This is a genomic window from Gemmatimonadaceae bacterium (assembly GCA_035633115.1).
Lineage (GTDB): Bacteria > Gemmatimonadota > Gemmatimonadetes > Gemmatimonadales > Gemmatimonadaceae > UBA4720.
Genome location: DASQFN010000047.1, coordinates 207,892 through 228,437 on the forward strand (window position 1 = coordinate 207,892; position 20,546 = coordinate 228,437).

16 protein-coding genes are annotated in these 20,546 nt (G+C 60.4%); 8 read left to right on the top strand and 8 right to left on the bottom strand.

Translation table 11 applies throughout. From position 1 onward, the window contains the following. Window positions 1-36 precede the first annotated feature (36 nt). Complete coding sequence (locus VES88_05500) at window positions 37-1,671, bottom strand: hypothetical protein (protein HYN80938.1); 1,635 nt, start codon at window positions 1,669-1,671, stop codon at window positions 37-39. A 249-nt stretch (window positions 1,672-1,920) separates the two neighbouring features. Here VES88_05500 and VES88_05505 point away from each other — a divergent pair, with 249 nt between their 5' ends. After that, window positions 1,921-3,588 (top strand): hypothetical protein, encoded by a 1,668-nt coding sequence (locus VES88_05505; GenBank protein HYN80939.1) that lies wholly within the window; start codon window positions 1,921-1,923, stop codon window positions 3,586-3,588. A gap of 37 nt (window positions 3,589-3,625) precedes the next feature. On the opposite strand, the gene VES88_05510 is transcribed toward VES88_05505, so the two are convergent. After that, entirely contained in the window at window positions 3,626-5,365 is a 1,740-nt protein-coding gene (locus tag VES88_05510) for a capsule assembly Wzi family protein (protein ID HYN80940.1), read from the bottom strand. 171 nt (window positions 5,366-5,536) lie between these two features. On the opposite strand from VES88_05510, the gene VES88_05515 reads away from it, so the two are divergent. From VES88_05515 to VES88_05545, 7 genes are all read left to right on the top strand, one after another. Next, window positions 5,537-7,231, top strand: a complete 1,695-nt coding sequence (locus VES88_05515; GenBank protein ID HYN80941.1) for a capsule assembly Wzi family protein — start codon at window positions 5,537-5,539, stop codon at window positions 7,229-7,231. Between the two features lie 129 nt (window positions 7,232-7,360). Further along, the gene (locus tag VES88_05520) at window positions 7,361-8,422 is read left to right on the top strand and encodes a hypothetical protein (GenBank protein ID HYN80942.1); all 1,062 of its coding nucleotides are present in this window, start codon (window positions 7,361-7,363) and stop codon (window positions 8,420-8,422) included. Window positions 8,423-8,430: 8 nt separating this feature from the next. Continuing rightward, window positions 8,431-9,894 carry a flippase gene (locus VES88_05525; protein ID HYN80943.1) on the top strand — a complete coding sequence of 488 codons (1,464 nt, stop codon included), beginning with the start codon at window positions 8,431-8,433 and terminating at the stop codon, window positions 9,892-9,894. 4 nt (window positions 9,895-9,898) lie between these two features. Then, window positions 9,899-10,987 carry a glycosyltransferase family 2 protein gene (locus tag VES88_05530; protein HYN80944.1) on the top strand — a complete coding sequence of 363 codons (1,089 nt, stop codon included), beginning with the start codon at window positions 9,899-9,901 and terminating at the stop codon, window positions 10,985-10,987. Beyond that, window positions 10,984-12,267 (top strand): DUF6337 family protein, encoded by a 1,284-nt coding sequence (locus VES88_05535; protein HYN80945.1) that lies wholly within the window; start codon window positions 10,984-10,986, stop codon window positions 12,265-12,267. Before VES88_05530 ends, VES88_05535 begins: the two co-directional genes overlap by 4 nt. A gap of 4 nt (window positions 12,268-12,271) precedes the next feature. Further along, window positions 12,272-13,573, top strand: a complete 1,302-nt coding sequence (locus VES88_05540) for a glycosyltransferase (protein HYN80946.1) — start codon at window positions 12,272-12,274, stop codon at window positions 13,571-13,573. 2 nt (window positions 13,574-13,575) lie between these two features. Next, window positions 13,576-14,343 (top strand): class I SAM-dependent methyltransferase, encoded by a 768-nt coding sequence (locus VES88_05545; GenBank protein HYN80947.1) that lies wholly within the window; start codon window positions 13,576-13,578, stop codon window positions 14,341-14,343. A gap of 33 nt (window positions 14,344-14,376) precedes the next feature. Here VES88_05545 and VES88_05550 read toward each other — a convergent pair whose 3' ends face one another. The 6 genes from VES88_05550 to rfbB form a co-directional block, all read right to left on the bottom strand. After that, window positions 14,377-15,378, bottom strand: a complete 1,002-nt coding sequence (locus VES88_05550; GenBank protein ID HYN80948.1) for a glycosyltransferase — start codon at window positions 15,376-15,378, stop codon at window positions 14,377-14,379. Between the two features lie 62 nt (window positions 15,379-15,440). After that, window positions 15,441-16,181, bottom strand: a complete 741-nt coding sequence (locus VES88_05555; protein HYN80949.1) for a sugar transferase — start codon at window positions 16,179-16,181, stop codon at window positions 15,441-15,443. Then, entirely contained in the window at window positions 16,178-17,191 is a 1,014-nt protein-coding gene (locus tag VES88_05560; GenBank protein HYN80950.1) for a transketolase C-terminal domain-containing protein, read from the bottom strand. Before VES88_05560 ends, VES88_05555 begins: the two co-directional genes overlap by 4 nt. Then, entirely contained in the window at window positions 17,188-18,267 is a 1,080-nt protein-coding gene (locus VES88_05565) for a thiamine pyrophosphate-dependent dehydrogenase E1 component subunit alpha (protein HYN80951.1), read from the bottom strand. Before VES88_05565 ends, VES88_05560 begins: the two co-directional genes overlap by 4 nt. Further along, window positions 18,260-19,387: a DegT/DnrJ/EryC1/StrS family aminotransferase gene (locus VES88_05570; protein HYN80952.1), complete on the bottom strand. Its 1,128-nt coding sequence runs from the start codon at window positions 19,385-19,387 to the stop codon at window positions 18,260-18,262. Before VES88_05570 ends, VES88_05565 begins: the two co-directional genes overlap by 8 nt. A gap of 137 nt (window positions 19,388-19,524) precedes the next feature. Continuing rightward, on the bottom strand, window positions 19,525-20,532 hold the full coding sequence (gene rfbB, locus VES88_05575; protein HYN80953.1) for a dTDP-glucose 4,6-dehydratase: 1,008 nt from the start codon (window positions 20,530-20,532) through the stop codon (window positions 19,525-19,527). Window positions 20,533-20,546 lie beyond the last annotated feature (14 nt).

The window sequence follows — 20,546 nt, forward strand, 5'->3', positions numbered from 1 at the left end:
TTCTGCAACGACAGGTAAGCGCGGCGAATTGACGCGCTAGAAATTCTGCCGGATTGCGAGCACGAAATTCCCGTTGGTTCGATCGGCGAGGAAGTTACGGTCCAGGTCAACGGCAATTGCGGCGCGTGCCATCACGTCGACGGACCCAAAAAACCAGTTCGTTTCGACTCCGATCGAGTTGATCGCCGCGACGGCGCTCGACTCGACGGGTCCCGACCGATACTGCGTGAGAGCCTGATGTGTCACCATGCGTGACACGAACGCCGTCATTCGTCCGGCTGGCGTGAAGCGATCAAACGCCAATGTTTGCGCTCCCCCACTACCCGGGGCGACGTCAGCGCCGAGCAATTGCCCCCGGTTTGTATGCCCCTGGCGCAGAACACCGTGGAGATACACCCGTGCCTGCTCACGCGTTCGAGCACCGGCCGGCGATTGATAGTTGAACACTTCCGCACGCAACACCTTCATCACGCGGGGGGAGAGCCAGGTCTTGCGGAATCCGATATTGACGGTGCCTGCGTGGTCGGGCTCGAGCACCAGGTCGCGCTCATCTCCGGCATAGTCTTCGCGACCGTACTCGCCGTAAACGTCGAAGCCGCTCCCGGGAGGCGCCCACCGGATGAAGATCGACGCGAGCTGGTTGTCTCTGAGATTCGTAATGTCGTCCGGGTCGTCGTCACTGGTTTGAACCTTGAAGAGATTCTCAAACGGCAAACCAAGCACATGTGAGCCAAAGCCCGATGAGTCCCGAGCCGCATGAAAGAACCTCGCGCCGCCGACCTCTAGTCCCGGCGCCCCTCTAGGCTGAAGGCTCGCGACGATACCCGCCATGAATCTTCGTCTACCGGGCTCGGAGAAGCTCCGGAAGTACTCGGGCCCGCCTACTGACGAGTATTCCGACTGCTCGAGCTCCCCATACACCACTCGCGTGTGCAGCCGGGCCAGCCAGAGATTGGCCGGCCGCGAGGTGCCAACAAAAAAATGAGGGAAGCCCGCCGCATTGTTTCCGAGAATGTAGGGATACGTGTCGGTTGGCCCCCACCACTGGTTTGCGGTCGAGATTCCAGCTGCGACTCCGAACCAGTCGAACCGGATTGTGCTCTGGCCGGGGTCGACGCGAGAGTAGGGTAGCGTCCCGTATCGCTGCGGACGATCGAGAAGCAGTGGATACTGGCCGTCAGCAAAGATGAGTCGCCCGCCCAGTCCATTTCTGAATAATGGAAACGACTGGTTCTCCGCGCGGAATGCGACCGGCGCGAGAATGGCCGAAAAAGGTCCCCACCGCGCCGAGAGCCCCGCCTGGAACGAAGTGGTGAGTCCCTTGCCCTGCCACACCGCTCCGTCGTTTCCCCCGTACGCAAACGCGTTGTTGAGATAGAATGAAACGCGGGGGCGAACGTAGTCCCATTGAAACCCAGTCGATTCAGGCTTTCGATTGAGGTCGTACCGTTGGCCCCAGGGGTGTTCGCTGTCCGTCGCTGCCAGCCGGTCAACTTCGGCGAGCGAGAAGCTTCTAATGCTCCACGGATAGCTCTCTGATTTCCCGACCGTCTGAAGATTGCGGAGATAGGTCTCGAGCTCGCTTCCGGCGAACACTTCGCTTCGCCCGCCGACGCTGGTCTGCGCGGACGAGCGTATTGGGCTGATCAGCTGTGCCGCGAGTAGCGCCACCGCAGCGCAATGCAACCCTCGCAGCCATCTCGCTCGGTGAACTGCCGCCGTCCTGGCTGAATGACAGGAAATGCTCATCAGTGGTTGTTTGGGAGGAGGTTTGCCGGGCTGCGGCGGGGCCGCTAGTTTAACGCGAGCTTGCCTCAGGCTGACCGCCGCTAATAATTACCCTCGCGATCGGCCTGCGGCAAGCGGGATCAACTCCGACCGTTGCTTGCTCCGTGGCAACTATCACCCACTCGAAACCCGATGATGCGTCCGTTTCTGCGCTTCTGCTATTTGCTCGTCGCAGTAGCTGGTGTTGCTTTCCCGTTAAGGGTCGCAGGCCAGGCGATCTCCAGCGACAGCGGTGCCCGGGAATCGCTCACGCAGGGCGTGATACTCGTCAGTGGTGATTCGGTAGATCGGCTTCGACTCGCGCAGCTCGAAGGCCGAGCGCCCATAGAAGGCCTGATGCTGCGCTCGACATCCACTCTGATGGACTCGCGTCACAGCGGACGACGCCCCAGAGCTTTCACGATTGTTTTTCCGACTCTGACCTTCGTTAGCAACAGCACCCTTCCATTCGGGCAAAACGACGGAGCATTGTGGGCGGGGAAGGGTGCGAACCAGCGCCTATTGGCTGGATTTACGATGTCCGCGGGACCAGTGCGGCTCATCGTCATTCCCGAGCTCGCTTACTCGTCCAACAACCGCCTGAACATCAATCCCGCCGATCCGCGCTTCGTCCGGCCGGTCCCGCCGGAGCGGAGCCCGTTCTCGTCGCCGTCGAACGTATTCCCCTATTCGATCGACATGCCGTATCGGTTCGGCGGCGATCCGATCACCAGGATCTACCCGGGCCAATCGTCCCTAAACATCAGAGCGGGGCCAATCGAGGCGGGTGCGGCAACGGAGAACAACTGGTGGGGCCCGGCGCTGATCAATCCTATTGTACTGGGCGACAATGCCGCGGGGTTTCCACACGCCTTCCTCCGCACTTCGCATCCGATCAACACCATTGTTGGCAGGCTCGAAGCAAGATGGATCGTCGGGGGGCTCAAGGAATCGGATTTCTTCGACAACAACCCCGACAACGACGTGAGGTCGCTCAGCGCGCTCGGAATCGCCTGGAAGCGAAATGCTGGATCGGGGCTGACTCTGGGGTTTCTGCGGTCGGTGTTTTCAGTCGGGACGGGCTACAGCGACGTCCCGGGCAACGCTTTCGACGTGCTGAAGAAAACCGGTCATCCGAATGCGCGCGCGATCAGCGACTCCACCATGACACCAGGGAGCGACCAGATCTTTTCGCTGTTTGCTCGCTGGGCGTTGCCTCGCTACGGGCTCGAAAGCTACGTCGAATGGGCGAGAGCAGAGTTCCCGGTTTCCCTCCGCGATTTTCTCAAGCAGCCCGAGCACTCGCGAGGCTACACGACCGGCCTGCAATGGTCGAGGCCAATCGGAAGGGATACCCGCTTCCGCGTTCAGGGCGAGGTGACGAACGTCGAGCAGAGCTCCAGTTTCCGCTTCCGGCCGATTGGATCATTCTACACGAGCCGCGCTGTCGTTCAGGGATATACCAATGAAGGGCAGGTGATCGGAGCCGGGATTGGCCCGGGGTCGTCCGCCCAATGGATTGCCGCCGACTATTTCAAGGGTGGCTGGCAGCTGGGCGCCACCGCCGGGCGATTGCGCTTCAACAACGACGCCTTCTTTCTGCGCGGGTACGCGCATCGCTGCGGCCATGACGTCACGACATATCCAGGCATTCGTGCCGCGTACGCGACTTCATACTTCCGGCTGCGCGTCGATTTCGCCTCGGCTACCCGCTACAATACGTTCTTTCAGAATCTGCAAAGCTGCCACAGCAGCGACGGCGAAGGCAGCGATCGCTCGAACAAGTATCTCTCGGTGACGCTTGCGACCTTTGGCTGGTGACCGGTTTTTCGATCACGAACGCGAGCCTGATTCGTAGCTAGAAATTCTGTCGAATCTCCACGGCGAAGTTGGCGTTGGTGCGGTCTGCCAGAAAATAGCGATTCAGGTCGAAGTTGACGCTCATTCGCGCGGCCACGTCGATCGGGCCGACAAACCGCTTCACCTCGCCACCGATCGAGGTAATCGCATCCACCGGATTCTCGATTGCCGGCCCTGACCGGTACGCGATGGGACGAGGGACCTGATGCTGCACTTCGCGGCTCACGAAAGCGGTCATCCGCCCGCTGCTGTTAAAGCGTTCGAACGCGAGTACCTGTGCCGAGCCGCTGCCGGCGCCGACGTTTGCGCCAAGCATCTGTCCGCGTTGCGTATGGCCCTGCCTCAACACGCCATGAAGATAAGTCTGGCCCTGCCCCCGATTGCGTGAGCCGGAAGCACCCTCGTAAGTGAAGACTTCGCCCCGCACCGCATTCATGCTGCGAGCCGAAAGCCAGACCTTTCGAAACCCGATATTGAAGGAAGACGAGTGGTCGGGCTCCAGGATGAGATCGCGCGTGTCGGTTGAATGGTCCTCGCGGCCGTACTCACCGTAGACGTCGAGACCGCGCCCCGGAGGCGCCCATCTCAGGAATACCGTCGCGAGCTGATTCTCTTTCAAAGCCTGCGTCGTGCCCAGCACGAGAGTGTCCGACTGGCTGGGCAGGCCGGCCTTGAGAAGGCCCTGGAATGGAAGCTTGAGGTCATAGGCGGAAAAGGAGAACCCGAGCTCGTCCCTCGTTGCGTGAAAGAAACGCGTCCCGCCGATCTCGAGACCCGGGACTCCGCGAGGCTGAAGAATTCCGACGAGGCCCGCCATGAATCTCTTGGTGCCAGGCTCAGAGAAGCTGGCGAAATAATCCGGTCCGCTAACCGATGAGTAAGGCGACTGGTCCAGTTGCCCGTAAAAAACGCGCGTGTGGAGTTTCGCAATCCAGATATCCGCCGGCTTCGATGTGCCGAAGAAAACGTGCGGGAAGCCCGCCGCGTTGTTGCCGAGGATGTATGGATAATCGTTGCTGGGGCCCCACCAATCGTTCGCGGTAGACAGTCCGGCCGCGACGCCAAAACCGTCGAACCGAAGCCAGCTTTGGCCGACGTCCAACCGACTGTATGCCGTGGTGCCAAAGCGCTGGGGACGATCGATGTAGTTCACCCATACGCCGTCACCAAATTGCAAAAGGCCAGTCTCGCCATTCGCCATCAGCGGAAAAGACTGATTCTCCGCGCGGAACGCGATCGGCGCGAGACTGGCGGAAAACGGCCCCCATCGAGCGGAGAGACCACCCTGTAAAGCTGTGGTGAAACCCTTGCCCTGCCACACCGCCCCGTCGTTGCCGCCGTACGCGTAAGCGCTGTTGAGATACGCGGTGGCCTTCGGGCGAACATAGTCCCACTGAAAGCCGGGGGCTGTCGGCTTCTTCTGAAGATCGTATCGGCCCGCCCATGGATGCGCGCTGTCCGTTGCCGCCAGCTCGTCGATCTCGAGTGGCGAGAAAGCGCGCATGCTCCACGGGTATTCCTGTGATTTGCCCGCGGTTTGCAGATAACGGAGGTAACTCTCCAGCTCGCTGCCGGCGAACACCTCGTTCCTGCCGCCAACGGTCTGGGCCTCGCAACTCGGTGCGAGAGCATGCTGTATGGCGACGAGGAAGAGTGCCGGTGCGAGAACTCGCCGCCCGCGCAAAGCAGTCAGGCTGTGTGCGAAAGCCGCCCTGACAGGCGGGCTGCAAATGCTCATCAGTGTTGGTCTATGTGTGAGGTTTGCCGGGGTTCCGCACCGCCGCTAGCTTAACGCGACATGCCGGCGCATGCGCGAATTATAATTACTTTTGCGCTCAACCGACGGCAAGGAGGAGCTCCGGCCTCCTCTCGCCGCGACGCGACGACAATCAACCATCCCGATTGATACATGATGCGGTTTTTCCTTTGCTTCCAGCAAATCCTTGCCATCGCGATCGGTATCCTCGCCGAGATCGTTCCCATCGCGACCGCTGGATCCCAGGCCTTGAACGTGGCAAGGCCGTCGACCGAGCCGTTCGCGCAGGGAGTCGTAACCGTGAGCGGCGACTCTGTGGAGCGCTTGCGGATGGCCCAGCTCGAGGGACGCGCGGCACCGGGAGGCCTGATGCTGCGATCAACCTCCACGCTCATGGATCCGCGACGAGCGGGAGCGCGACCCAGTCGATTCACGGTCGTGCTTCCAACGGTGAATCTCGTTTACAACAGCAAGCTTCCGTACGGACAGAATGACGGCGCGTTGTGGTCTGGAATTGGCGCCAATGCACGTGTTCTCGCCGGCTTTACGGCATCTCTTGGCCCACTCAGACTCGTTGCAATTCCGGAGCTGGTATACTCGGCGAATGACAGTCTCTCACTGAACCCCGATGACACACGGTTCACGATGCCGTTACACCTGCGGCGTGCCAGGAATCGGTTTTCGATGTCATGGAACCAGTTCCCTTATTCAATCGACCTGCCGTGGAAATTCGGCGACGCCCCTGTCAGGAGACTCTACCCGGGGCAGTCTTCGGTGACGCTGAGCGGGGGACCGGTCGAAGTAGGCTTCGGGACGGAGAATGAGTGGTGGGGACCGGCTCTCCGGAATCCTATAATCATGAGCGACAACGCACCCGGCATGCCCCATGGGTTTCTGCGCACATCGCGGCCACTCGACACGCGGCTTGGCTTGTGGGAGGCACGATGGATTGTCGGCGTGCTTCAGGAGTCCAACTGGTGGACCAAGTTCACCGAGGAGGATGATCTCAGATCTCTGAGCGCGATTGCCGTCACGTGGCAGCACAGTGCCGAGTCCGGCCTTACGCTCGGCTTCCTGCGTTCGGTGTTTTCAGTTGCATCGAGTTACGGTGATGTCGCAGGAAACCTCTTTGACTTCATCAAGAACACCGGGCACCCGAACGCTCGCGCGGTGACTGACGGAACGATGGAGCCGGGAAAGGATCAGCTTTTTTCGCTGTTCGCGCGGTGGGCGCTGCCGGCCTATGGTTTCGAAAGCTACGTCGAATGGGGCCGGGCCGAGCTACCGGTATCGCTCCACGATTTCCTCGACATGCCGAACCACACACGGGGTTACACGGCCGGCCTGCAATGGGTTCGGCCCGTCGGAACGGATTCGCACGTGCGGCTTCAGGGTGAGGTCACCAACGTAGAGCAGAGTTCTACGTGGCAGTACCGGCCGATCGGCTCGTTCTACACCAGCCGCTCCGTCTATCAGGGTTATACGAATTCAGGGCAGATGATTGGATCGGGTATCGGTCCGGGCTCGTCGGGCCAATGGATAGCGGCGGATTACTACAAAGCGGCATGGCAGTTTGGCGGCGAGCTCTCCCGAACTCGATTCAACAACGACGCGTATTATTTGCTGCCGTTCCCCGCCGCCTACGTTCAGAACTGCGCGCACGATGTAAGCTTCTATCCGGGGATACGCGCGGCCTACTCCGGCCGACAGTTCCGGGTACGCGCGAACTTTTCACCGGGCACGAGATACAACACTTTTTTTCAGAACAGAGAAAGCTGCTTTGACGGCGCTGGAAGCGACCGCACAAACAATAACCTGTCGGTAACGCTGTCGACCTTCGGCTGGTAGCCGACGCAAGGATCGCGGGTTTTTTCCGTTCCCCTCCAGCCTCGGCGTAATTCCACTTGTGATCGAGCGGATGCAGGGGGATATTCGACGGCAGACTGCAGTGCGTCGAAGGGCCATGCACAGGATGAGATGAAAGAACCCGTCATATACCGCGAGTCGCTCCATCGTAATGAAGAGGCCGTCTCCCTGCTTGCGGTGGGGAGTGCGCTGCTTCGCTACCGCCGTATGATCATCGTCCTGAGCCTGCTTTGCGCTGCGGCTGGACTCGCGTCGGGTTTGCTCAGCAGGCGTGTCTATTCGGCGCGCGCGACTTTCATCCCGGAAGAACCCGACAAGCAGGCACTCTCCGGGCTGGCAATGGCCGCTGGCCAGTTCGGAATCAAGATCCCGTCCGGCGGCGAGAGCGGGTGGGGCCCGTCCATCTATGTCGAGCTGCTGAAGACTCGTGAATTGCTGGAGCCTATCGCCGCGGACACGCTCGTCGTGCCTGAGGAAAGCGGGCGTCGCATGGCTATCGCGGACCTTTTCCGCGTCAAACCCGGCGTCCCTCCGCTGAGGCTCGAACGTACCGTGCGCGCACTGAGGAAAAAGCTGATTGTGGAGGAGGACAAGAAGATCGGGGGAGTGAAGCTGACGGTTGCTACGCGATGGCCAAGCGTGTCGTTCGCCATCGCGAACCGCCTCGTGCGCGGGGTCAACCAGTTCAACCTCGAGTCACGCAAGACACAAGCGGGCGCCGAGCGCCGTTTCGTCGAGGCGCAGGCGATCGAGGCCGAGCGAACCCTTCGCGACGCGGAGAATCGACTGCAGTTATTTCTCCAAAGAAACCGCGGGGGACTGGCCGGCTCGCCTGAGCTACAGCTGGAGCGGGATCGCCTGCAGCGCGACGTTACCCTGCGGCAACAGATGTACACCTCACTCTTAGAGAATCAGGAAGAGGCCAAGATTCGTGAGGTCCGCAACACGCCGGTGATAACGGTGATCGAGCAGCCCAAGCTCCCCGTGCTCGCCGAGCCTCGCAACTCGGTGACGAAGGCCCTCCTCGGTGCGCTCGCCGGCGCCGTGCTCGGAGTGATCATCGCGTTTCTCTCGCAGCGAGTGGCAGGAGCCCGCACAGCTTCGTCGCAGGAGGCGACGGAGTTCTTCGAGCTGGTCGACAAGGCGACGCCGCGGTTCCTTCGCCGCGGCTGATAAGCCGAATGGGCAGGGAGCCGCACTGGCTCACGGGTTCGATCTGGAACCTGCTGGGAACCGGCGTCCCTTTTGGATTCGCCATCGTATGCATGCCCCTCCTCCTCCACAAGCTGGGGCCTGACAGGTATGGGCTTCTCCTTCTGGCCTGGGGTGTCGTAGGGTACTTCAGCCTCTTCGATTTTGGTTTAGGCCGGGCGATTACGCAGCTCGTTGCACGGGCCTACAGCGTCTCCGCCGCCGAGGCGATCCCCGTAATCGCGACGGGCGTGCTCGCTCTGGGTGTCTTCGGCACGGTCGGAGGGCTGATACTCTACGGTTCGGCGCCTTACATCGAGGACGTAGGACGAATTCCTCCGGCGCTTAGAGAGGAGGCGATCCAATCGGTGAAGGTGCTCGGGGTGGGATTGCCTTTCGTGATCGTCTCAGCGGGCCTGCGTGGCGCGCTCGAAGGGGTCTTCGATTTCGCCTGGATCAATCTCATACGAATTCTGCTTGGGATTGGAACGTACCTCGTGCCAGTGCTGGTAATCCTGCTGGCGGTTCGGCTGGACTGGATTTGCGGCGCCCTGGTTCTCCTTCGGGTACTAGGATGCATCGCGTACTACGTCCGCTGCCGGATCTTTTTCAGCCTGGAGGGTGCTCCGAAGCTCATCAACGCGATGGTTGCGAAACGGCTCATGGGTTACGGAGGATGGATCACCCTCTCGAATCTGATGAGCCCGATCATGGCTTATCTTGATCGCTTCCTCGTCGCCGGAGCGATCTCCGTGGCACTGGCCGGCTACTACGCCACGTCGCAGGAAATCGTAACGAAACTTCAGATCATACCGGGCGCTGTCGTCGCAGTTCTGTTCCCGGCCATCTCGAGAAGCCACGAGTTATCTCCGGAACGGGCCGGAGACATTTTCTTCCGTGGTACCCAGTACGTGACGTTCGCCCTGCTCCCATTGGCCGCGGCCCTCATTCTTTTCGCGCGAGAAGGCCTCGGGCTCTGGTTCGGTGACGAGTTCGCTACCCAGTCATACCGGGTCGCGCAGATTCTGACTGTTGGCTCGTTCATCAACTGCCTGGCATTCAATCCATTTTTCTTCCTGCAGGGAATCGGTCGTCCCGACATCACCGCCAAGATACATGTGATCGAGCTTCCGGTTTATCTCCTGCTTCTGTGGTTGCTGATGACACGCTGGGGCGTGACGGGTGTCGCACTCGCGTGGAGCCTCCGCATGGTGCTGGATCTCACGATTCTTACGTATGCCACGTCGCGTCAGTCTACGGTTATGCGCGAGATCATTGGACGCGCGGTGCCCCGGTTCCTCTGGCCCATCGCCGCGCTGACCTCGCTCATTCTCATTCAATCCCTCGCGATGAAAAGCCTGGCTATGCTCGCCGTTGCGGCCCTGAGCACTTGGGCACTCTGGACCGAGTGGCAATCCGGGCATATCGTGCTTGTCGACGCGCAGAAGCCGTAGCCGCATGGATCGTCTCGATCTCGGTGTGGTTGTCCTGAACTGGAATGGGCTTCAGGACACGCTTGGGTGCCTCGCTTCGATCTATGAGCAGAAGGCAATACCCGCATATGTGGTACTCGTCGATAATGGTTCGTCTGATGGCTCCGTTGCCGGAGTCATTGCATGGCTGCACGACCACCCACGACTCAGTGCAAGGGAGAGCCACGAAGACAGCGCTTTGGACTCCCGCGGTATGCGTGAGTTTGCCCTGCAGGAGAGACAAAACTCCGACGCCAGGGATGACGAAACCGGAGGATGTCACCGTTTCGTCATCATCGAGAACCGGAGAAACCTGGGGTTTTCTGCCGGGACCAACGTCGGCATCCGGTTTCTATTGCGCCGGGTTGTGAAGTATGTGCTTCTGCTGAACAACGATACCTGGCTGGCATCCGACGCCTTCGCGATCCTCGTGGCCGGAATCGAGCAATCGCCCGAATGTCAGTCCATGGTCCCTCAGATCAGATACGCCGGCGAGCCGAACCGGGTCTGGCAGTGCGGCGCTGAATGGAGCTGGTTCGGCACCCCTCGCTACCACTATGCTGAGGCGAATGTCGGCGCTCTGGAGGGCCGGGCACCGTTTGAGGTCGAGATGGTGTCAGGATGCGCGCTGATCATCCGATCATCATGGCTCGAGACTCACGGCATACTCACAGAGCGCTTTTTTTTTGGCGAAGAGGATATCGACCTGTCTTGGCGCATGAGGGCAACAGGCAGAGGAAGCATGTACTGCTGGCCACAGGCGGTTATCTATCACAAGGTCGGAGGCTCCCTCACAAAGCGAAGCGAGATTGGCCTCCTGCCCAAGGTCTATCTCGGCTATCTCAACCGGATGATTTTCCTGAGGGAGGCGTGGGGCAAGGGTTATCGATGGCAGGCACGGCGGATGGTCGTGCACACGTATTTCATCTGGATGATGATCTTCAAAATGGGACTTGCGCCTTCCGATGCGATTCGAGTTGTCAGGGATTTTGCGCGCGATTCGGTTGAGAAAAATGGCGTGGACGCTGAATTCTTCTCATACCTGATGAACGAGAAGTTCAAGGACGCGAGATGACTTACGCGGGATTCGTTGTCTTGCTCAGCTTCGCTGTGATGTTCTCGAACCACGAGAAACGGCTGTGGGGGTCGGGCAAAACGCCCTTTGCCTTTGTCGTCTACCCGTTTCTCGGGCTCCTCTTCATCGCGGTCTTCATCGCGCCAAGCATGGGATTTCGGACGCTCCATGTCGAGACAATCCTGGTGATCGGGCTGTTCTTCGCTCTGTTCGCGGTCGCGTCCGTTTCGCTGGCTCGGATCGCCGGAGAGAGGGCGCGGGCGCCTTCACGGTTGGAAGCCCTGGGTGCGAGGCCTTCATCGGCCGGAGACGAACACACCGTGACGAACCTCGAGTTTCTCGTACTGGGCGGCGTCTTTCTCCTGGTCTTTGGTGCGAGCATAGCGAGCCGCGGAATCGGAGTCGTGGAAAAAGGAATGCTTGGCGTTGGCGGATTCGAGAGCCACCTGATCGGGCTGGGTGTCGCTTATTTCGTAGTTGCAGCATCGCAGGTCGGCGGCCCGCGTGTGGTCCGGACTGCTTTCGCGCTCCTCGTGCTCTGGATTCTTGCCATCAATCAGGTCAAGTACCTGATCTTTGTTCCATTCGCCGGAGCGCTGCTGTATCGCTGGGTGTCGGGACAGTTGACGACATGGAAGGTTGTTCTCCTTGCCGTAGGCGTGCCGCTCATGCTCGGAGTTGCGGTATACGCGTACTTCGGCGTCTCAGCTGCCGTCTCCGGCGTAGCGCTTACGTCCGCACTCGTCACCAAATTGACCTGGCACCTGATCGGGTATGTCGTAGCGGGTATAATCGGCCTGGACCAATTGCTGCTCGAGATGCAAACGGTCGCATTCGGCGGGCGCGGATTGGAGTACGCATTCGCGCCGCTCGTGAACATCGCTCGCTTTGTTGTTGGCGCCGGTGAATACGTGAACACGGTCAACCCACTCTACCTGATCATTCACTCGAGCGATCTGATCGATTCCAATGTCTACACCGTGTTCGGTTCGTTGCTCTACCGCGCTGGCTGGGTAGGCGCGGTTTCGATTACGCTGACGTATGCGCTTGTCTCCTATTGGATCTGGACACGCTGGCGCATGCGCGAAAGCGCACTTGCGTGCGCTGCTGGAACATGGTGGATGGCCCCACTGCTTTTCACATGGTTTGATCCGTACTTCACGTCTTTTTCGGTCCTCGAGATAATGGTAATCCTGTCTCTCAGAGGCAGCGTGCGCATACCTCCGCTGTTGAGGCGCGCTCCCCGCGCTGCGGCAGAAACAAGTTCGGCACCCGCGTAGAGAAATGAAGCGAGCCGATGCGAGGAGCAACGGTCGCCTCACAATCTGGATATTGCAGACCGGTGAGCCGTTGCACCTGGATCCTGGAGATGCCCGGCCGATGCGCGCGATGAATCTTGCCAACGCGCTGGTGGACGCCGGCCATCGTGCCGTCGTCTGGAGCTCGGCCTTCTCGCACCAGGATCGACGGCAACGCTCGCTCGCGCCGGAGACAACGGTCATTTCCGAGAACCTCGAGTATCGCCTCATCCCCAGTCCCGGATACGACCGCAATATTGGCCTCGGCCGGCTGTGGGATCATGCAGTGCTCGGAGTGAATCTGCGTCGAATGCTCCGCGATCAAGTCGATTTGCCGGATGCGTGCTTCATCGGGTACCCGCCCATCGAAACGGCGTCGGTCATGGCGCGCTGGCTGAAAAAGAGAGGCGTGCCGACTCTGCTGGACGTCAAGGACCAGTGGCCGACACTGTTTCTCGCTTCAGTGCCACGACCGTATAGAGCAGTCGGCAGGATTGTCCTGTCGCCCTACTATCTCAGCGCCAGGCGCGCGATGAGAGACGCAACGGGGATTTCGGCGATGGCTGAGAGCTTCCTCGAGTGGGCCCTCCTGTTTGCGCGGCGCTCTCGATCCCCATACGACGTCGTGGTGCCGCTCACGAGCCCAAGGAACGAGTCAGGGGAAGCTGATCTTCTCGAGGCTGGCGAATGGTGGGCGGCCCGCGGCGTACGCGACGACGGCACCCCCAGGTTCTGCTTCATCGGCAATCACACTCGGTCTTTTGATTTCAATCCAGTCGCCGCGGCGGCCAGGAGCCTGGCTGAAGATCACGTGGACTGCGATCTGAACATTGCCGGCACCGGCGAATCCTCTGCCGACTGGCAGAAGGCCGCAGCCGGACTGCCAAACGTAAGGTTTCCGGGATGGATCAATCCCGCGCAGGCCCGTGTCCTGGCGCGCCTCTGCAGTGGCTTTCTCGCGCCGTACATCGGCTCGGACGACTTCGAGAGGAGTGTACCAAACAAGGTGATCGATGCTCTTTCACTGGGACTTCCGATTGTCACTTCGCTACGGGGCGAGGTAGCCGCCCTGATCGATCAATTCGGCGTCGGATTGCGCTACGGGACGGATTCGAATCGAACTCTCCATGATTGCCTGACCCTTCTAATCGAAGATCGGCCATTGCAGCGGCGCATGTCTCGCAACGCGCTCGCGCTGTACGATGAGCGCTTCTCGTATGAGAGAGTTTATGGAGCCGTGGTGGCGCATCTGGAAGATCTTGCCGCCGCCGCCCACCACACGGCCTGAAGGTGGACGACAAGGCCGAAGAGTTTCGGCGTTATGAAGAGGTCGCGCGGCAAGCGCTGGAATCAGCGGGGCCGATGGTACCGCAAAAGCTGGGAGCATCCGCTGTCGCCCCGGAACTTCGTACGCCTTACATCTATTACGAGCAGCGGATACATGAGCTGGTTTCGCCCGCTCATCGAGTCCTCGAGCTGGGTGCAGGCTCGGGGTTGCACACTGCCGCACTCGTCCGGACAGGCGCGCACGTAACGGCCAGCGATATCTCACCCAGCGCTCTGGAGCTGCTCCGGCGCAGGCTTGCCGCGCTCGCCCCCGAGCGACTGATCACGCGAGTAGCTGACATGGAAGCACTGCCCTTCGAATCCGGCTCATTCGACGTCGTCGCCTGCGCAGGTAGTCTGAGCTACGGGGAGCCAGGTCTCGTGGATGCAGAAGTAAGAAGAGTGCTGAGAGACGGCGGCACGTTCGTCTGCGTTGACTCTCTCAACCACAACCCTGTATATCGGCTGAATCGCTGGCTGCACTACACTCGAGGGGAACGAACCATGAGCACGCTCCTCCGGATGCCGGATGCACGTCGCATCGAAGCGATAGGGCAACACTTCCAATCCGTAGAGGTACGCTACTTTGGTGCCCTCACGTGGACGATGCCTCTGCTCAGACGAGTGGTCGGGAGCACTCGTGCGACACGGATCTCGGTTGCTGTTGACCAGCTGGTGAACGTAAAACGCTCGGCATTCAAGTTCGTGCTGGTCGCACAGGGACGCCGCTAGCATCCAGATTGTGCCCACCGACAGATAGAGTGGCTAGTCGGGGGAGACCTGCTCACGATTACGGAACTCACGTCCGAGAATCTCCGCATAAACCTGAATGACCGCATCGCGAATCCGATTCGAGTCAAGCTCTGCGATCTTTTCCCGTCCATTCGAGCGGTTCGCTGAGTTGATGATTCGCTCTGCGGCCGATGCAATAGCCTGCGGATCGCGCGCAACGATCTCCACTCCGGTCACGCCGCTCGTCCTCTCCTTCACGTCACCGACATCCACGCTTACGATGGGAAGATTCGATGCAAGCGCTTCCTTGACGATGTCAGGCGAACCCTCGAAGTCACTCGTCACCATAAGACAGTCGGCGGCGTTCATGTACAGGGGAAGCTCCTGATGGGGCGTTCTGCCATCAAGAACATGCATGCGGACCGTCGGAACGCGCTGGCGAAGCAGACCAACGGCTTGTTCGGCCAGATCGAGCCTCTTTACCTCCGGACTGAGCCCTGCGTTGAACAGGACCACCGGATCATTGAAGCTCCATCCAAGCTTTTCACGCGCCTCGATGCGGCCTGATGGCTTGAATGCATCCAGATCCACCCCAGTCGGAATTACGTGCGCATTGGGATGCTCGAACCAGAGCCTCGACCGGAGCTGGCGGCTGACGAGAATCACGCCTTTGGCGGATTTTGCCGCTGTATTGGACAGAATGTTCTGAACAGTGTTCCGGATCCACCCATCGGCGGGCGACGGGTTGAGGTCGCTTCCCCTGAAGGTGATGATTACCGGGACGTCCGCGGCTAGTACGGTGGCAAATGCTGTCATCGTGCCGAAATGAGCGTGGACGATGTCGGGATGGAACTCCCGGATCCGGGATCGGATCGACAGGATCTGCCTGAAGAGCACATCGGGACGAATCGAGGATCGAAACGGAAAGACTGCTGTCGAGACGCCGCTCGCGGCTATCCGATCGATCTCTGAATGAGCGAATACCATCGAGGCCGTCCCCGCGGGTCCCTGCGGAACGACATACAGAACTCTCAAAGCTGTTCGCTCGATGCTGATGGAAGTGTGGATCGGCCGCTGATAGCTCGTATTCTGCTCTGTCAGGCCACGATCGTGCGACTGATGACGATCCGCTCTGCACCTGGTGGTGGGGCAGTGGGCAGCGGTGCAGTTCGAGGAATCACTCTTAGAAGTGTTTCGTCCGCACCAAGAGACGCGGCAATTCGTGCCACACCCAACAGGCCGGCATTGCGATCGATCGCGGCGACGATCGTCAACCAGAGAATCCGCAGGTCGAGCGCGACACGCCGCGGCCCGTCGACGTACACCAGCCCGAGCCTCGATTTCCACGGCCGAATGATCTGGTTGTAGCGTAGATCCGGATCGTCACTGCCGCGAAGAATTTCGCCCTCATCAGCGAACACTATGGAAGCGAGGTCCGTGATCCCCGGCCGGATACTCAACAGCCGCTTCTCTTCGGCGGTGTAAAGCGAGGTTTCGCGTTCGACATTCGGGCGCGGGCCGACGAGCGACATGTCGCCGCGCAGCACATTCCATAGTTGTGGGATTTCGTCGAGCTTGAACCGGCGGATAAATGCTCCGAGGCGCGTTATCCGAGGGTCGTCGCCGGCCGTAGAGTCGACTCCTGAGCCGTCGGCGCGGATGACCATCGAGCGGAACTTGACCATCCTGAACGGACGGTCACCGCGCCCGGCTCTGGTCGCAACGTACAAAGGAGAGTGATAGTCCTGCAGATAAATCGCGATCGAAAGCACGGTGATCAGCGGCGACAGCAATATGAGCCCGGCGCCGGCGGCTGCGATGTCCAGCGCCCGCTTCATTCGAAAGTTTCTTGCTGCGCTCCCACAAGCGCGAGGGCGCGCTGTACGATGTAGTCGACGGTTGGATAGTAGCTCCGCTCGAGCGGATTACTCGTCGGCGCCGGGGCGTCGGGCAGCGTGACTCTCCGCGGGGCCGCGCGCATCACGCGTGGATCCAGTGCCTCCGCGATCGACGCGATTACCTCCGCCGCCATTCCACAGCTGCGCCAGTCGCCGTCTACCGCCAGCAGCCGTCCCGTCTTCTTCACGGACGAGATGATCAGTGTCGCGTCGAGAGGATTGAGAACTCTGAGGTCAATCACGTCACACTCGATCCCGTTCGCGCTGAGGCGTGCGGCAGCTTCCCGGCAGAGATGCGCGCTATAGCTGCAGCCAACGAGAGTGAGATCGGCGCCGGTGCGTGTCAGACGCGGCCCTTCCTTCGCGAGGTTTCGCTCCTGAATCGGCGGGAGCTCCTCTTCCAGTCCATACAGCCATCTGTCGTCGAGATACAACACAGGGTCGTCCGAAAGGACGCTGGCAATCAGCAAGTCGCGTGCGTCGGTCGGCGTTGAGGGCATCACCACCCGCAGTCCGGGAATGTGCGCGAACCAGGATTGCAGCGACTGCGAATGCTGCGCACCTTGCTCGCCACCGCGATTGATGATGGCGCGGACGGTGATAGGCGCCGATACCTGTCCTCCGAACATCGACCTCCACTTGGCGGCTTGAGTGACAATCTGGTCGACCGCCAGCAGCATGAAATCCACGCGCGGGTGAATCACTATGGGGCGATAGCCACAAAGGGCCGCTCCGAGCGCCGCGCCGGTGCAGCCAAGCTCTGAGACGGGCGTGTCGATCACGCGCTCGCGGCCGAACTGGCTGTCGAGGTCCGTCATCGAATTGCCGACGTACCACGGGCTCCACAAGCCCTGGCCGATGGCAAAGACCTCGGAGTGGTTCGCAAGCAGATGCTCGAAGCCGTCGCGAATGGCGGCTCCGTAGCCGGTCGTTACCGCGGCCTTGTTCAATGCTTGTTCGCCATCGTGCCGCTGTACACGCGGCTGAGCAATGCCTTGGCGGGCGGATAGCCGTCGTGAGTTGCAGTGGACCACGCCTCCTCGACGACGACGTGCGCCTCCGTCCAGAATTGCTTGAGCTGCTGGCGGTTCAGCGCGTTGATCTCCTCGAGTGAAACGGCAAGCCGGCTGATGGGATCGCGCAGCTTCCACGCGGCAAGGTCGTCCTTCCGCTTTACTCCCACGTCCTCGTCTTCACGGTGGCCGACGTGACCTCTCCAGCGATAAGTAACGAGCTCGAGGAACCTCGGCCCGTCGCCCGCGCGAATCGCCGCCACGGCTTCGCGTGTCACGGCCCGAACTGCGGCGAGGTCATTCCCGTCCGCGCGGGCCCACTCGATTCTATGTGCTTCGGCGTATCGGCACACTGAAGCATCCGGCTGGCGAAGCGCTATGTGCAGGTGGCTCGAGAAAAAATTGTTCTCGCAGACGAAGAGCACGGGAATCTTCATGAGCGCGGCAAGATTCATCGACTCGTGAAAGACTCCTTCCTCGGTGGCTCCATCACCGAAGAACGACACGGCCATCGCGCCATTGCCGTCCATTTTTGCGGCAAGGCCGGCACCGACGGCTATCGGAATCGTTGCGCCGACGATCGGCACCGTTCCATAAAGACCGTTTGGAATGTCGATCAGGTGCATCGAGCCGCCCATTCCTCGACTAACGCCGGTGTCCTTTCCCTGAACCTCGGCCAGGAGTCCGTGAGGCGAGCCGCCAAGCGCAAGGAAATGACTGTGGGAGCGATGTGCGCCAAACACCCTGTCACCCTGCCGGACGTAACTGGCGACGCCGACTGCCGGCGCCTCCTGGCCGATTGCGAGGTGGCAGGGGCATTTCACGACGCCCTGGGACACCATGTCACCGATTTTCTCTTCGACCACGCGAATGAGAATCATGCGCTGGAGACCCGCGAGAAGAGCCTCCGTGTCCTCGGCGTCGATCGCCAACGGCTCATGGAAATGATCGGCGCTGGCGAGCATGCCGAGGGAAGCAGCGTTGCGCTGGATCAGAGAGTCCACACTAGCCATGGAACTTCCGGATGCGGTCGCAGATGTACTCGACCTCCTCGTTGGTGAGCGAGGTATTCATTGGCAGCAGGAAACAACGTGTGAACAGTCTGTCCGTATATGGGAGATTTGCATCTGCGAGACCCAGGCCATCGAACTGGTGCACGGGCTTGCCGGCCCACTGGACGATCGTGCGAATACCGTCATCTTCCAACTGTTTACGCAGGTCGTCGCGCCTCCCCGATTCAACCTCGTAGTTCTGGTAGACATCGAAGTGGTCCGGGTCGTCGTCGGGCCCGGGCGGAAGAACGAGATCTTCCAGGCCCTCCAGACCCTCGCGATAACGTCGCGCAATGTCGCGTCGGCGCTCGATTTCGAACTCCAGCTGCTGGAATTTCACATTAAGCACCGCTGCCTGGAGATTGTCCAGGCGCGAGTTCAGGCCCCATGTTATGACAAGGCCGTTCTCATCGCGTCCGTGGTCCCGAAGCAGGGACATTTTTCGTGCCACACTCGAGTCGTTGGTCGTAAGACCGCCGCCGTCTCCGAAGCATCCCAGCACCTTGGCCGGGTAGAAACTGAACTCGGCGGCAAGGCCGAATGTACCAGCGTTGCGACCCTTGAACTTCGAGCCGAGTGCCTGAGCCGCATCCTCGATGATTGCCAGTCCGTTACGATCGGCAATAGCCTGGAGCGCATCCATGTCGCACGAGCGCCCGTTGAGCTGGACCGGCATGATCGCGGCACTTCTCGGCGTGACGGCAGCGGCCGCCGCGGACGGATCGATCATGTGATCCGGGCCGCACTCGACCAGAACCGGCGTTGCGCCGGCGAAATGGATGGACGCGGCGGAAGCGACGTAGGTGTGCGACGGCACGATGACTTCGTCGCCAGGCCCGATTCCAGCGGCGCGCAGCGCAATGATGAGCGCGTCAGTGCCGTTCGCTACGCCCAGTGCGTGCTTTGCGCCAGTAAAGCCGGCAAGGGCGGTCTCGAATTCCACCAGGTCGCTCTGGAGGATGAACGCTCCGCGGTCCATTACCGACGTCATGGCCTTCAGGATATCCTCACGCTGTTGAGCGAACAGGTGTGGATACCGGAAGAACGGGATCGACATCTTGGCAGGGGCGACTGAGGTCATGCGACTCGGGTTGGTTCGGAACGCAAAAAAGCGTCCTTCCGGTTCACGGCGAACCGCAGTGAAAGTGCCAACTCATTGTCCTTGCGCAATCTACAGACCCAGGGAGCGCCGGTGCCAGTGTCACGCCAACGCCGCGGTCATGAGTGCCGCTCGAAGTGCGCCGGATTCGCCAGATACCAATCGACAGTCTTTCGGATTCCCGATGCGAACGTCTCGCGTTGTTTCCAGCCAAGTTCCTTCTCGATCAGTGAGCAGTCGATCGCGTACCTGAAGTCGTGCCCAAGCCGGTCGGTTACCGAAGTCAACAGATCTGCATACTTCCCGCGGGCGCGTGGACGCATCTCATCGAGAATGCCGCATATCTCCGTCGCGATGTCGATATTCCGGCGCTCGCTCTGCCCGCCGATGAGATAGGTCTGCCCGTCGCGGCCGCGCCGCACGACGGTATCGATCGCCTCACAGTGGTCAGCTACGTAGAGCCAATCGCGAATGTTCAGTCCGGCGCCATAAATCGGAATCGGCTTTTCAGCCAGCGCCGACCGAATGACCGTCGGAATGAATTTCTCCGCGTGCTGGTACGGCCCGTAGTTATTCGAGCAGTTCGTCATCGTGATGGGCAGGCCATACGTGTGATGGTACGCGTTTACGAGATGATCGGACCCTGCCTTGCTCGCCGAATACGGAGAGTTCGGAGAATACGGCGTTCGCTCGTTGAACGGTGGCTCGCCTTCCTGGAGACTGCCAAAAACCTCGTCCGTCGAGACGTGGTGAAACCGAAAGTCGTTCTTTGTGGCGTTCGACAGCCACGCCTCGCGTGCTACCTCGAGAAGAGTGAATGTGCCAACCAGATTCGTCTCGATGAATGCCGCTGGCCCCGAGATGGATCGGTCGACGTGCGATTCGGCGGCAAAATGCACAACCGTGTTGATCGGACGCTCCCGGATCAGCTCGTCCACCAGCTCGCGATCGGTGATGTCGCCCTTCACGAAATCGTGGCGCGGGTCGTCGATCACAGTTGAAAGATTGTCGAGCGAGCCGGCGTAGGTCAGCGCGTCGAGCGTGGTGACGTGGACCTCGGGGTCCGTCCGCAGAACATGTTCGACGAAGTTCGCACCGATGAAGCCTGCTCCTCCCGTGACCAGCATCGAGCGAGGTGTAT

Bases quoted from the DNA above. Each gene is read 5' to 3' on its own strand.
- VES88_05505 (HYN80939.1), top strand. From the start codon at position 1,921: ATGATGCGTCCGTTTCTGCGCTTCTGCTATTTGCTCGTCGCAGTAGCT.
- VES88_05510 (HYN80940.1), bottom strand. From the start codon at position 5,365: ATGAGCATTTGCAGCCCGCCTGTCAGGGCGGCTTTCGCACACAGCCTG.
- VES88_05515 (HYN80941.1), top strand. From the start codon at position 5,537: ATGATGCGGTTTTTCCTTTGCTTCCAGCAAATCCTTGCCATCGCGATC.
- VES88_05520 (HYN80942.1), top strand. From the start codon at position 7,361: ATGAAAGAACCCGTCATATACCGCGAGTCGCTCCATCGTAATGAAGAG.
- VES88_05525 (HYN80943.1), top strand. From the start codon at position 8,431: ATGGGCAGGGAGCCGCACTGGCTCACGGGTTCGATCTGGAACCTGCTG.
- VES88_05530 (HYN80944.1), top strand. From the start codon at position 9,899: ATGGATCGTCTCGATCTCGGTGTGGTTGTCCTGAACTGGAATGGGCTT.
- VES88_05535 (HYN80945.1), top strand. From the start codon at position 10,984: ATGACTTACGCGGGATTCGTTGTCTTGCTCAGCTTCGCTGTGATGTTC.
- VES88_05540 (HYN80946.1), top strand. From the start codon at position 12,272: ATGAAGCGAGCCGATGCGAGGAGCAACGGTCGCCTCACAATCTGGATA.
- VES88_05555 (HYN80949.1), bottom strand. From the start codon at position 16,181: ATGAAGCGGGCGCTGGACATCGCAGCCGCCGGCGCCGGGCTCATATTG.
- VES88_05565 (HYN80951.1), bottom strand. From the start codon at position 18,267: ATGGCTAGTGTGGACTCTCTGATCCAGCGCAACGCTGCTTCCCTCGGC.
- VES88_05570 (HYN80952.1), bottom strand. From the start codon at position 19,387: ATGACCTCAGTCGCCCCTGCCAAGATGTCGATCCCGTTCTTCCGGTAT.
- rfbB (HYN80953.1), bottom strand. From the start codon at position 20,532: ATGCTGGTCACGGGAGGAGCAGGCTTCATCGGTGCGAACTTCGTCGAA.